This window comes from Labrys sedimenti (assembly GCF_034424805.1).
Classification (GTDB): domain Bacteria; phylum Pseudomonadota; class Alphaproteobacteria; order Rhizobiales; family Labraceae; genus Labrys; species Labrys sedimenti.
In genome coordinates, this window is record NZ_JAXOUF010000021.1 from 1 (window position 1) to 13,318 (window position 13,318).

Genomic DNA, 13,318 nt, shown 5'->3' on the forward strand with positions numbered 1-13,318 from the left:
AAACGCTGTTTTGCTCTCGCTCTTTGGTTCGACGCGTCTTTGCGATTCGAGATGATTCCGTCTAATCGCAAAACGCTCTAATAGCGGAGAATCCCGGTCCTGAACCGGAGGCGGCATGAAGGGCAGATTCGATCTCAGCGCCTATGACAGCGCGACGCAATTGCTGATGCATCTGGTGGTGCTGCTGGCATGCCTCGTCGCCAGCGCGCTGGTCTGCTTCGGCCTCGTCGCGGTGAGCGCGCCCTTCGTGCTGCTGCAATGGATCGGCTTCTTCACCCTCGCCAAATTCGTCTATTTCGTCGTCGCCTATGTGCTGTTCGGCGGATCTTTCATCGACCCGCTCGAACAGATGTATGAGGAGCGGCGCAACCGACGCTGACACCAACTCTTCCCTGAACCGCAGGAAAGGCGTCAGCGGTTCGGAGAACACCCGGGCCATTGGTCCGGAACTCCTACTCCTTCACCGCACCCGTCATCGACGACACGTAATAATCGACGAAGAAGGAATAGAGGATCACCACCGGCAGGGAGCCGAACAGTGCCCCGGCCATGAGGGATCCCCATTCGAAGATGTCGCCGCGCACCAGCTCGGTCAGCACTCCCACAGGCACGGTCTTGTTCTCGGAAGACTGGATGAAGGTCAGTGCGTAGATGAACTCGTTCCACGACAAAGTGAAGGCGAAGATGCCGGCCGAGATCAGGCCCGGCACCGCCAGCGGCAGGATGACCCTGACCAGGATCTGCCAGCGCGAGGCCCCATCCACCAGCGCGCTTTCCTCCAGCTCGTAGGGAATCGAGCGGAAATAGCCCATCAGCAGCCAGGTGCAGAAGGGGATCAGGAAGGTCGGATAGGTGACGATCAGAGCCAGCTTGGTATCGTAGATACCGAGCTTGAAGACGATGAAGGCGAGCGGGATGAACAGGATCGAGGGCGGCACCAGATAGGCCAGGAAGATCAGGAGGCCGACGATCCGCGATCCCCTGAAGCGGATGCGCTCGATCGCATAGGCGGCGAGCACGGAAGCGACAAGCGCCAGCGCCGTCGCGCCCACCGAGACATAGATCGTGTTGAGCAGCCAGCCTGGATAGGACGTTTCGAACAGGAGATAGCGGATATGTTCGAGGGTGGGGCCCACCACCCAGAACGGGCTGTAATTGGCATAGTCGGTCAGCTGGTCGTTGGGCTTCACCGTGGTGATCGCCATCCAGTAGAACGGGAACAGCAGCACGATGACGAAGACCAGCAGCGGCAGGTAGACGGTCACCACCCGCCGGGGCAGGCTGGAGAGATAGCCCATGCCCTCGACGTGGTCGGCGAGCGGGGCGGTAGCTTGGTTTGAGCTCATCGTCATGCCTCCGCTATTCCCCGCCGCCCTGCTGCCAGCGCCGGCGCTGCAGGCCGAAGAAGCTGAACAGGATCGCCGCCAGCAGGAAGGGCACCATGGCCACGGCGATGGCCGCGCCTTCGCCGAGCTGGCCGCCGGGAATGCCGCGCTGGAAGGAAAGCGTCGCCATCAGATGGGTGGCGTTCACCGGTCCGCCCTTGGTCAGCACATAGATGAGCTGGAAATCGGTGAAGGTGAACAGCACCGAGAAGGTCATCACCACGGCGATGATCGGTGTGAGCAGGGGCAGCGTGACATGGCGGAAGCGCTGCCAATTCGTGGCGCCGTCGAGCGAAGCCGCCTCCTGCAGCGAGGGCGAAATCGTCTGCAGCCCGGCCAGCAGCGAGATGGCGACGAAGGGAATGCCGCGCCAGACATTGGCGACGATCACCGAGATGCGGGCATTGATGGGATCGCCGAGGAAGTTGATCGGCTGCTGGATCAGGCCGAGCTGCATCAACGACCAGGAAATGATCGAGAACTGCGAATCGTAGATCCACCAGAAGGCCAGCGCCGACAGCACGGTGGGTACGACCCAGGGCAGCAGTACGATCGCCCGGAACAGCGATTTGAAAGGCAGATGCTGGTTGAGCAGCAGAGCGAGCCAGAGGCCGAGGCCGAATTTCAGGGCCGAGGCGACGACCGTGTAGACGATGGTGTTGAACACCGACAACCAGAACACCGAATCGGCCCAGAGGAACTCGTAGTTCTCCAGACCGATGAAAATGCCCTCGCGCCCGATCTTGGTATCGGTGAAGCCGAGCCAGACGCCGAGGCCCAGCGGGTAGGCCAGCAGGCAGATCAGGAACACCGCGGCCGGCAGCATGAAGAGCGTGCCAAGCATGCCCTTGCTCTGCGCCAGCCTGGCGAAGGCGGAAGGTCGCGGCCGTGGTCTCGATGTCGCGATGCTCATGAGGTGCCTTGGTGGGAGGGAAGGAGGAAGGAGGCTTTACCCCTCATCCCCCTGCCGGGACCTTCTCCCGCAAGGGGAGAAGGGGATTGTTTTGGGAGCGTCGAGCCGTAGTGAAGGTTGCTTGGTCGACCCAACCTCTCAGGATCCAGTCCCTTCTCCCCTTGCGGGAGAAGGTGGCGGCAGCCAGATGAGGGGTACAAGCACCACGATACTGCTCCTGGCGACCTCACACCCGATAATAGCGATTGGCGCGCTTCTCGGCCTGGGCCGCCGCATCCTCCGGCGACATCTGGCCGGTCACCGCGACCGCGTACATGTCGACCAGTACGTAATCGGCCATCACGCCGGCCGAGGCATAGCCGAGGGGACCGGCATAGCCATTGGGCCGCAGTGTTTCGGACGCATGCGAATAGGGCTCATGGATCGGATCGGCCTTCCAGACCGGATTGGCGGCGAAAGCCTTCAGCGCCTGGCAGCAATAGGCGCTGGATCCGCTGATCCAGGCATTCATCTGCGGTTCCTCATACATGAACTTCAGATAGGCCTTGGCCGCCTCGGGATATTTGGAATGCTTGAACAGCAGCGCCGACGTGGTCTGGTGCAGTTCGATCTTCTGCCCGACGGGACCGACCGGGAAGTTGACCGCGCGGATATCGGCCGCCAGTTCCTTGAGCTTGGCGTCCTTCTTGGCGGCGTAATAGAGCGAGACGCCATTGGCCGTCAGCGAAACCTGGCCGGCGAGGAAGGCCCGGTTGTTGTTGATGTCCAGCCAGCTCTCGGTGCCGGGAATGAAGGTCTCGTAGAGCGACTTGGCATATTTGATCGAGGCGATGGTCTCGGGCGAGTTGATGGTGACCTTGCCGCTCTCGTCGACCATCTTGCCGCCATGGCTCCACAGCAGCCAATGGGCATAGTTGTTGCCGTCGCCGACCGCCTTGCCGTGGGGGAAGCCGGCGGGCGTCCCCTTGGCCTTCAGCGCCTTGCACAATTCGAGGAAGCCGGCGGTATCCTTGGGAAACTCGCTGAAGCCGGCCGCCTTCATGTGGCTGTCGCGGTAGCAGATGGCATTGCCGATCGCCGCCAGCGGCAGGGCGATGAACTTGCCCTCACGCGTGGCATAGCCCTTCAGGCCGTCATACCAGCCGCCATATTTGCCGCCGAGATAGGTGCCGAGCTCGGTGAGGTCGGTCAGCTTGTCGGGATATTGATGGGCATCGTCGAACCAGCACAGCACGATGTCCGGACCCGAGCCGACATTGGCGGCCACGGCCGCCTTCGGACGGATGTCCTCCCAGCTTTCCTTGTCGACTCGGACCTGCACGCCGGTCGCCTCGGTGAACTTCTTGGTGTTGGCGAGCCAGGCGTCCTCGTCGCCCTGCACGAAGGGGGTCCAGCGCAGCACGCGCAGGCTGGCGCCCTCTTCGGGCTTGTAGGCGGGCTCGGCGCCCTGTGCGAAAGCCGGCCCGATGCCGAACCGGCCAAAACCGGCGGCCGCGGCGAGACCTGCGGAAGCAGTGAGCAGATCACGTCTGTTGATCGTCATCGAAGTCCTCCCTGGCAATGGCAACTTATATTTATAGGCAGATCGGCAGAACCGAGGACAACGCAGCTCTCCTGCGACGTCCATGGGAAATGGCCCGGCCTACGCTGGCACGGCGCTCATCCCGGCGGCCCGAAGGCCAAACCGTTTTCGGACGGCTGAAGAGGCCGCTCAGGCGGCCGGCTCCAGCCGACGCCCGTTTTCGGCGTCGAACAGATGGGTCGAGCCGACATCGATGGAGACATTGATGGTCTCGCCGGGCTGTGCCGCCACGCGCTCGTGGAAGACGCAGGCCACGTCCGTGCCCGCGAGCTTGGCCATCATATGGGTTTCCGATCCCGTCGGCTCGGTGACCACGACGGTCAGCGGAATACCGCCGGCGCTCAATCGCAGGCTTTCGGGCCTGAGGCCGTAGATCAGCGGCTTGTCGGTCGCCTGCCGCGGCGCCCGCGCCGGCAGCACGCTGCCATCCTCGGCGATGAAGCGGCTGGAATCGCTGGGATCCAGCTTGCCCTTGATGAAATTCATCGCCGGCGAGCCGATGAAGCCGGCCACGAACAGATTGGCCGGCTGGTCGTAGAGATCGAGCGGAGCACCGATCTGCTCGACGATGCCGTCATGCATCACCACGATCTTGTCGGCCATGGTCATGGCCTCGATCTGGTCGTGGGTGACATAGACGGTCGTCGTCTTCAGGCGCTGGTGCAGTTCCTTGATCTCGGCGCGCATGGCGACGCGCAGCTTGGCGTCGAGATTGGAGAGCGGTTCGTCGAACAGGAAGACCTGCGGGTCACGCACGATCGCCCGGCCCATGGCAACGCGCTGGCGCTGGCCGCCGGACAATTGGCGCGGATAACGGTCGAGCAGCTTGGAAAGGCCAAGGATTTCGGCGGCCGGCTTCACGCGCTTCTCGATGTCGGCCTTGCTGGCGCCCTTCAGCTTGAGCGAGAAGCCCATATTGTCGGCCACGCTCATATGCGGATAGAGCGCGTAATTCTGGAACACCATGGCGATGTCGCGCTCTTTGGGCGGCAGGTTGTTGACCACGTCCTTGCCGATGCGGATCTCGCCGTCCGAGATGTTCTCCAGGCCCGCCAGCATGCGCAGGAGCGTGGACTTCCCGCAGCCCGAGGGGCCGACCAGGATCACGAACTCGCCATCGGCAATCTCGATATCCACGCCCTTGATGACGGGGTGGGTCCCGAATGATTTCCTGACATTGACGAAGTCGACTGACGCCACGACGTTTCCCCCAAGCAAAAGGATGATGAGCCCGATCACCGCCACCAAGGCGGCATTTCTGCCTTTTCGGCCTCTTTCGGACCGTTGCGAACACCTAAAAGGCCTGCCGGAGCCGACCCACCATCGGTGCAGACGGTCCCCACAGGCGGCGGCATCCTGACGGTGGGACAAGACTCCTGTCAAGGCAAAGAGCCCATCATCCCTCACAAATCTTCAGACCAATATACCCTGGGACGGAGGTTGCGTTATCATCATACCGCCCTCGCGCCATTCGCTTCGCGCAATTGCGGGGTCGGCTTCAATTCTCGATGCTGGATTTTCGCGTTTCAGCCATTATGTAGCAGCTTTACCCTTCCTCCCGAGTGCCTATGTCCAATTTCTCCCCCCGCGAAATCGTCTCAGAACTCGACCGCCACATCGTCGGCCAGCACGACGCCAAGCGCGCCGTCGCCATTGCCCTGCGCAATCGCTGGCGCCGCCTGCAGCTCGACGAGACGCTGCGCGAAGAGGTGATGCCCAAGAACATCCTGATGATCGGGCCGACCGGCGTCGGCAAGACCGAGATTTCGCGCCGCCTTGCCAAGCTTGCCAATGCGCCCTTCCTGAAGGTGGAAGCGACGAAGTTCACCGAAGTCGGTTATGTCGGGCGCGACGTCGAGCAGATCGTACGCGATCTCATCGATATCGGCATAGCGCTGGTGAAGGCCGAAAAGCGCAAGGAAGTCCAAGCCAAGGCACATCTGGCCGCCGAACAGCGCGTGCTCAACGCCCTGGTCGGCGCGACGGCGAGCCCGGCGACCCGCGATAGTTTCCAGAAGAAACTGCGCGCCGGCGAGCTCGACGACAAGGAAATCGAGATCGAGATGAAGGACACCTCCTCGCCTTCCTTCGAGCTGCCGGGCCTGCCGCAGGGCCAAATGGGCGTCGTCTCGATCGGCGACATCTTCGGCAAGGCCTTTTCGGGGCGCACCAAGACCAAGCGCACCACGGTCAAGGACAGCTATGACCAGCTGATCCAGGAGGAGGCTGACAATCTGCTCGACCAGGAGCAGATCGTGCACGAAGCCATCCGGCAGGTCGAGAACAACGGCATCGTCTTCCTCGACGAGATCGACAAGATCTGCGCCCGGGAAAACCGCGGCGGCGCCGACGTCAGTCGCGAGGGCGTGCAGCGCGACCTTCTGCCGCTGATCGAAGGCACCACCGTGTCGACCAAGCACGGTGCAGTGCGCACCGACCACATCCTCTTCATCGCCTCGGGCGCCTTCCATGTCGCCAAGCCTTCCGACCTCCTGCCGGAATTGCAGGGGCGCCTGCCGATTCGGGTCGAACTGCAGGCACTGACCCAGGACGACTTCCGCCGCATCCTCACCGACACGGAAGCCAGCCTGATCAAGCAATATGTGGCGCTGATGGGTACCGAGAACCTTGAGCTCAGCTTCACGCCCGAGGCCATCGACGCCATCGCCGCCATCGCGGTGCAGGTGAACGCCACCGTCGAGAATATCGGCGCGCGCCGGCTACAGACGGTAATGGAACGCATCCTCGACGAGATCTCCTTCACCGCCCCCGACAAGGGCGGCGAGAAAGTGACGATCGACGCCGACTATGTGCAGAAGACGGTGGGCGACCTCGCCAAGAACACCGATCTCAGTCAGTTCATCCTGTAAAGTTCATACGGTTGGCAGCCGGTCGTGAATGCAACTGCCTGACAAGCAAGGCCGCGACCTCCCTCCCCACGAAGCTGGGGAGGGAGGTCGCGCCTCATTCTACCCAGTTTCGGCTACCCTGCCCTATCGTCTCTTGGTTCAAAGACTCTATAAATATATAATTTTTATGGATTTAATGAACTGACTTTTCTACCATCGCATCGATCCATCCCTTCGGAGAGTTTATCGATGCCTTCCTCCCTCACCCGCCGCTCCGTCCTGGCGCTGGCCGCCGCTTCCCTGTTCGCCGCACCCGCGGCCGCCCTCGCCTCATCGACACGCATCCGCATCGGCGCCACGCCCGGGCCGATGGCCGAGACCCTGGAAGCGGCCAAGCCCGTTGCCGCCAAGTTGGGCCTGGACATCGAGGTGATCGAATTTTCCGACTATGTCGTGCCCAATGCCGCGCTCGATGCCGGGGAGATCGAGGCCAACGCCTTCCAGAACCAGCCTTATCTCGACAACCAGATCGCCGACCGCGGCTACAAGATCGTCGGCATTGCCCCGATCATCAATTCACGCCTGGGTGTCTATTCACGCCGGCACAAGGCCTGGAGCGAGGTGCCCGACGGCGCTACCATCGCCATTCAGAACGACCCGACCAATGGCGGCCGCACGCTCCTGTTGCTGCGCGACAAGGGCGTGATCAGCCTCAGGGACGGCGTCGGTTACAAGCCGATCGTCGCCGACATCACCGCCAATCCCAAGCAATTGCACTTCCTGGAGGTCGACGCGGCCCAGACGCCGCGCTCCCTCGACGATGTCGATGCCGCAGCCGTCAATGCCAATTATGCCGTCACCGCAGGTCTCGATCCGACCAAGCAGGCCTTGATCCTGGAAGAACTCAAGCCGCAATACACCAACCTGATTGCCGTACGCACCACCGACAAGGACAAGCCCTGGGTGCCGCTCCTGGCGCAATCCTATCGCTCGCCCGAGGTCCGGGACTTCGTCCTGGCCAAATACAAGGGCGCCTATGTGCCGACTTGGTGAACCCCGGACATCGCAGGGCGGGGTCCCGGCAAGTCGCCGGGCGCCTCCGCCTTTACTCCGCCAGGACTTCGAAGCTTATGGCTTCTTGTCCTGCAGGCCGTAGCTCTTGAAGCCCTCGACCACCTCAGTGATCTCGCTGTCGGGCAGGATGTTCGCGCCCCCGATCTGAAGGGCGTGGTAATATTGCTTGGCCAGCGTTTCCAGTTCATGGGCCAGCCACATCGCCTTGTCGAGGCTGGAACCGACGGCGATCATACCGTGATTGGCGAGCAGGCAGCCATTGCGGCCTTCCAGGGCCTCGAGGGCGAAACGCGACAATTCCTCCGAGCCGTAACGGGCATAGGGCGCACAGCGTATGTCGGGGCCGCCGAAGGCTGCGATCATGTAGTGGATGGCCGGGATCGGCTTGTGGGCAATGGCGAGGATGGTGGACCAGGTGGCGTGGGTATGCACCACGGCGCCGGCATCCGGGCGGCCCTTGAGGATGTCGAAGTGGAAACGCCATTCCACCGAGGGCTTCAGCGGTCCTTCCCAGGCGCCATACTCGCCCTCGAAGGGCATGGCGGCGATCATCTCCGGTTCCATCTCGTGATAGGGGATGGCCGACGGGGTGATCAGCATGCGGTCGCCGCAGCGAGCCGAAATATTGCCGGACGTGCCTTGGTTGAGGCCGTTGGCATTCATCCAGCGGCATTTGTCGATGATGGCACGGCGCAGGCCCAGTTCGTCTTGGCGTGGGTCGTCTTGGCGCGGATCGTCTTGGCGCGGATCGTCTTGGCTCATGGCGGATCTTCCGGAATCGAGGCTGTGCCATCGATGCGGAAGAAGGGCCCGGGGTGGCAAGCCAAAATTGTCGAATGAGCGATATTGAGCGCAGGAAGCCGGCGCGCCGGTCTCCAGAGCCTGACTCGATAATCGCAAACAGAACCGAGGAAGGCTGAGTTTTATCATGCCCGGGCTTATCCCGGGCATCCAGATACGGCCACTGATGGAGATTGCGGCCCTAATTATACCGGACAGCTTGTCCGGTGGGGGGGCGAAGCGCTGCAATGACAAAAGTCGAGTTTTACCGACTTTTCGGTCAGGCTCCGAAGACCGGCACGTCAACCCGCGCCCTCCGGCAAAGGAGGGCGTGGGCGGGCCTGAAGACCCGCCTACCGAATCCGATCAGCGGCGGCGCATATTGCCGCCGCCGCGCTGCGGCGGACGGGGGCCGGACGAAGCGCGCTCGTCCTTGTGGCGGAAGATGATACGCCCCTTGTCGAGGTCGTAGGGCGACATCTCGACGGTGACGCGATCGCCCTCGATGGTCTTGATGCGGTTCTTCTTCATCTTGCCGGCCGTGTAGGCGATCATCTCGTGGCCATTGTCGAGCTTCACGCGGAAACGGGCGTCCGGCAACACTTCGGAAACCTCGCCTTCAAATTCCATCAGTTCTTCTTTTGCCATGTGCAAATCCTGTTGGGAAAATGGAATGCCGCGCCCTTAGGCGGCGCGGCGCTGATTGTTGCGGCCACCCGGACGCCGCGAGCGCCCCGGGCGCGGTTGGCCCGAATGAGACTTTTCCGGCTGCCCGTTGTTGCGGGGCTTGCCATTCGGCTTGCCCTGATGCGGATGGCGCGGACCGCGTTCGCCGTGCTTCTGGTCGGCTTCGAGGCCCTGCACCGGAGCGGCCACCATCAGCGGCTTCTTGGTCAGGCGCTCGATCGCCTTGAGCTCGTCGCGCTCATTGGGATCGCAGAAGGAATAGGCAATGCCGCTGCGCCCGGCCCGGGCCGTACGGCCGATGCGGTGCACATAGCTCTCGGCATCCACCGGCATCTCGAAATTGACGACATGGGTGATGTCGTCGACGTCGATGCCGCGGGCGGCGATGTCAGTCGCCACCAGGATGCGCGTGGAGCCCGAGCGGAAATCCTCCAGCGCCTTCTGGCGGGCATTCTGCGACTTGTTGCCGTGGATCGCCGCCGAGGGGATACCGGCCTTGTCGAGATGGCCCGAGACGCGGTTGGCGCCATGCTTGGTGCGGGTGAACACGATGACGCGGCTCATCGCCGGATCATTGAGCAAATGGAGCAGCAGCGAGCGCTTCACCGAGGCCGGCACGTGATAGACGTGCTGGTCGATCTTGTCGACGGTCACCACCTCGGGCGTCACTTCGACATGCACGGGATTGAGGAGGATCTCCTCGCCGAGCTTCTTGATCGTCTTCGGCATCGTAGCCGAGAACAGCAAGGACTGGCGCTCCAGCGGCGTCTCGTCGACGATCTTGAGCACGTCGCGCGAGAAGCCCATGTCGAGCATGCGGTCGGCCTCGTCGAGCACCAGGATCTCCACCTTGTCGAGGCGAACCTTGCGCTGCTGCTGCAGGTCGAGCAGGCGGCCGGGGGTGGCGACAAGGATGTCGACACCGTCGGAGAGCGCCTTGACCTGCGAACCCTGGCTGACGCCGCCGAAGATCACGGCGATGCGGAAGCCCATATGCACGCCATAGGCGCGGAAGCTCTCGTCGATCTGGATGGCGAGCTCACGCGTCGGCGCCAGGATCAGGGCGCGCACGCCCTTGGGGCCGGCGCCATGGCGCGACTTCGACAGGCGCTGCAGGATCGGCAGCGCGAAGGCGGCCGTCTTGCCGGTGCCGGTCTGGGCCAGGCCCATCATGTCGCGCCCTTCGAGAAGGGCGGGAATCGCCTTGTGCTGGATCGGGGTGGGGTTCTTGTAGTCGGCGGCGTCAAGCGCACGCAAAAGCGGCTCGGCAAGGCCGAGCGCTGCAAAAGTTACTTCGGAAGTCACATTAAATCCTTCATGCCACGCTCGTCGATCGGACAGCAGCGCGGCCACCGTCCGGGTCCGCGATCACAGCCCGTCTTCAGCCGCAAAGGCATGATGAAACGGTACGGCGATATCGCGACCCACGCGCGGATGGGAGCAGCGGAATGTTGTTGGGGACGGCCGGGAGGTGAGGCACTGCTTCTGAAAAAGCCAAAAACCAGCGCGCCGCGCGAACCCCCGAGCGGTCGTTACACGCGGTTGCTGCGCTTTTTGCAGCGCAAAGTCAAGAAAAAAGCGGAGAAAGGGCAATCGCGGCGATGGAAAGGAGGACGGAAGGCCCATCCTGGCATCACAGGCGTCTCGGCTGCTCTTCCGTTCCCGCAAGCGTGCCGCCTCCAGATGCAGGCGAGATGCCTGCAATCCCGCCGGATTCTATGCCATCGTGGGGCGCAAGCTGGCCCTCGAGCGCCTAAAGAACTGACAGCGCCCAAGCTGCAAACGTCGCCCCCCCCCCGGCCCTCTAACGCAACGTCATGGACATTCCCTGACGTTGCTGTTCATATACGCTTAGATTCTTTCGAGCGTGACTCGGGACCCTGCGGCGGATGAAGGAGGGCTTCGCCGTACTCCCGGTAGGTTCCGCCGAAATGCAAGGGCGTTCCGTCAGCATGTCCGAATCCGAAACCACGCCTGCCGATGCCAGCCCGGCAAGGCCCGACGACCGGGACTTCGACAGGGCCATCGCCGAATTCAGCAGGGCGCTCGAACGCAGCCCCGATGCCGTCGACGCCTTGTACGAACGGGCCCTCGCCTATCACCACAAGCGATCCTTCCCGCAGGCTATCGCCGATTATGACAGGGTGATCGCGCTCGACCCCGGCCATGCCGATGCCCTCTTCAAGCGCAGCGTCGTGCATCGCCAGTTCGGCGCCTTCGACAAGGCCACCGCCGATTTCGACCGGGCCGTACAGCTCCTCTGGCGCCAGCAGGCGTTTTCCCCCGCGAAAGAGGCCTGACCGACCCGCCTTCTTCCTTGCCCGCGGCGCAAGGTTAACATTTTGTCATCTAAGCTTCACGAACCCCGCCTAAGGGTCGCCAGACCATGGAAACACGGGGATGTTTGGTGATGACGGACGTTACATCGGGCCAAAGGAGCGGCCATCCGCTCGATAGGCCTAGCTCTCTCGGCAACCTGCCCAATATCGTGATCGCCCTGATCCTGCTCGGGGGCCTGGGCTATGTCTGCTACGCGCTGGTCGCCGATCTTACCGGCGCGGTGGCCGTGCCCTGGATCCTGCTCGGCCTTGCCCTGCTGATCGCGCTCGGCTTCGAGTTCGTCAACGGCTTCCACGATACCGCCAATGCGGTGGCGACAGTAATCTATACCCATTCGCTCCCCGCCGAATTCGCGGTGATCTGGTCGGGTTTCTTCAACTTCCTCGGCGTACTCACGGCGAGCGGTGCGGTGGCCTTCGGCATCATCTCGCTGCTGCCGGTGGAACTGATCATGCAGGTCGGCTCGAGTGCGGGCCTTGCGATGGTCTTCGCACTTCTGATCGCCGCCATCGTCTGGAACCTCGGCACCTGGTATTTCGGCCTGCCGGCCTCGAGCTCCCACACCATGGTCGGCTCGATCATCGGTGTCGGCCTCGCCAACCAGTTCCTGGCCCCCGCCGGCTCGGCGACCAGCGGCGTCGACTGGTCCCAGGCCAAGAATATCGGCCTTTCCTTGCTCATTTCGCCCCTGTTCGGCTTCTTCCTGGCGGGCGCCCTGCTGCTCCTGATGAAAACCGTGGTGCGCAACAAGGCCCTCTATGTCGAGCCGAAGGGCAGCAATCCGCCTCCGTTGTGGATCCGTGGCCTTCTGATCCTGACCTGCACGCTGGTCAGCTTCTTCCATGGCTCCAATGACGGCCAGAAGGGCATGGGCCTGATCATGCTGATCCTGATCGGCGTGGTGCCCACCGCCTTCGCGCTCAACCGCACGCCCGACATCAACTATCTCGAAACCTACAAGGCTGCGTCGACCGCGGCCGGTTCGGTCCTGGGCAACTACATCAAGCCGGGCGTGGCGGTCGCTCCCGCCGATGCCAAGGTCAAGGTCGCCGAGGCGGTGCGCACGCGGACCTGGAGCGACGAGACGACACCGGCCCTCAAGATCTTCATCGAACAGACCACCTCCCAGCTCTCGCCCTACGGTTCGGCCGCGGCGGTGCCCGCGGGACTGGTCTCCAACACCCGCAACGACATGTATCTGATCGGCGAGGCCCTCAAGCTGATCGATTCCAAGAAGCTGCTGCCGGTATCGGATGCCGACCTGAAGGCGATCAAGACCTATCACACCGCCACCGACAACACGACCAAGTTCATCCCGACCTGGGTGAAGGTCGCCATCGCCCTGGCCCTCGGCCTCGGCACCATGGTGGGCTGGAAGCGCATCGTCGTGACGGTCGGCGAGAAGATCGGCAAGACCCACTTGACCTACGGCCAGGGAGCCTCGGCCGAGATCGTCGCCGCGGCGACGATCGGCGCTGCCGACTATCTCGGCCTGCCGGTCTCCACCACCCATGTGCTGTCTTCGGGTGTCGCCGGCACCATGGCGGCCAACGGTACGGGGCTGCAGATGTCGACGGTCCGCAACCTGATCATGGCCTGGGTGCTCACCCTGCCCGCCTCGATGGCATTGTCCTTCGTGCTCTTCGTGGTGCTGCGCCAGATCATCTGAGACCCTGCGCCTTCTTCGTTGGAATGGCCGCCCCGGGGC

Annotated in this window: 12 protein-coding genes; 5 read left to right on the forward strand and 7 right to left on the reverse strand. The window is 62.9% G+C overall.

Annotated features, from left to right (window positions below; translation table 11 throughout):
* Positions 1-115: 115 nt before the first annotated feature.
* The gene (locus U1R88_RS30205) at positions 116-379 is read left to right on the forward strand and encodes a hypothetical protein (protein ID WP_322434624.1); all 264 of its coding nucleotides are present in this window, start codon (positions 116-118) and stop codon (positions 377-379) included.
* A gap of 73 nt (positions 380-452) precedes the next feature.
* Here U1R88_RS30205 and U1R88_RS30210 read toward each other — a convergent pair whose 3' ends face one another.
* The 4 genes from U1R88_RS30210 to U1R88_RS30225 all read right to left on the reverse strand — a co-directional run bounded on the left by U1R88_RS30210 (position 453) and on the right by U1R88_RS30225 (position 5,080).
* Positions 453-1,352, reverse strand: coding sequence for a carbohydrate ABC transporter permease (locus U1R88_RS30210; protein WP_068294510.1), 900 nt, complete (start codon positions 1,350-1,352; stop codon positions 453-455).
* A 7-nt stretch (positions 1,353-1,359) separates the two neighbouring features.
* Complete coding sequence (locus tag U1R88_RS30215) at positions 1,360-2,298, reverse strand: carbohydrate ABC transporter permease (RefSeq protein WP_322434625.1); 939 nt, start codon at positions 2,296-2,298, stop codon at positions 1,360-1,362.
* A 226-nt stretch (positions 2,299-2,524) separates the two neighbouring features.
* Positions 2,525-3,841, reverse strand: coding sequence for an ABC transporter substrate-binding protein (locus U1R88_RS30220; RefSeq protein WP_068294513.1), 1,317 nt, complete (start codon positions 3,839-3,841; stop codon positions 2,525-2,527).
* Positions 3,842-4,009: 168 nt separating this feature from the next.
* Entirely contained in the window at positions 4,010-5,080 is a 1,071-nt protein-coding gene (locus tag U1R88_RS30225; RefSeq protein WP_322434626.1) for an ABC transporter ATP-binding protein, read from the reverse strand.
* Between the two features lie 368 nt (positions 5,081-5,448).
* On the opposite strand from U1R88_RS30225, the gene hslU reads away from it, so the two are divergent.
* Both hslU and U1R88_RS30235 read left to right on the forward strand, forming a co-directional pair.
* Positions 5,449-6,750, forward strand: a complete 1,302-nt coding sequence (gene hslU / locus U1R88_RS30230; protein WP_322434627.1) for an ATP-dependent protease ATPase subunit HslU — start codon at positions 5,449-5,451, stop codon at positions 6,748-6,750.
* Positions 6,751-6,978: 228 nt separating this feature from the next.
* On the forward strand, positions 6,979-7,782 hold the full coding sequence (locus U1R88_RS30235) for a MetQ/NlpA family ABC transporter substrate-binding protein (protein WP_322434628.1): 804 nt from the start codon (positions 6,979-6,981) through the stop codon (positions 7,780-7,782).
* A gap of 75 nt (positions 7,783-7,857) precedes the next feature.
* On the opposite strand, the gene U1R88_RS30240 is transcribed toward U1R88_RS30235, so the two are convergent.
* The 3 genes from U1R88_RS30240 to U1R88_RS30250 all read right to left on the reverse strand — a co-directional run bounded on the left by U1R88_RS30240 (position 7,858) and on the right by U1R88_RS30250 (position 10,575).
* A complete protein-coding gene (locus U1R88_RS30240) occupies positions 7,858-8,565 on the reverse strand; it encodes a class II aldolase/adducin family protein (protein WP_322434629.1) in 708 nt (235 codons plus the stop codon).
* A 384-nt stretch (positions 8,566-8,949) separates the two neighbouring features.
* Positions 8,950-9,231 (reverse strand): translation initiation factor IF-1, encoded by a 282-nt coding sequence (gene infA, locus U1R88_RS30245; RefSeq protein WP_068294521.1) that lies wholly within the window; start codon positions 9,229-9,231, stop codon positions 8,950-8,952.
* 36 nt (positions 9,232-9,267) lie between these two features.
* Complete coding sequence (locus U1R88_RS30250; RefSeq protein WP_068294523.1) at positions 9,268-10,575, reverse strand: DEAD/DEAH box helicase; 1,308 nt, start codon at positions 10,573-10,575, stop codon at positions 9,268-9,270.
* A gap of 647 nt (positions 10,576-11,222) precedes the next feature.
* Between U1R88_RS30250 and U1R88_RS30255 the strand changes: the two genes are divergently transcribed.
* The gene (locus U1R88_RS30255; RefSeq protein ID WP_322434630.1) at positions 11,223-11,570 is read left to right on the forward strand and encodes a tetratricopeptide repeat protein; all 348 of its coding nucleotides are present in this window, start codon (positions 11,223-11,225) and stop codon (positions 11,568-11,570) included.
* Positions 11,571-11,680: 110 nt separating this feature from the next.
* Complete coding sequence (locus U1R88_RS30260; RefSeq protein WP_322434632.1) at positions 11,681-13,279, forward strand: inorganic phosphate transporter; 1,599 nt, start codon at positions 11,681-11,683, stop codon at positions 13,277-13,279.
* Positions 13,280-13,318 lie beyond the last annotated feature (39 nt).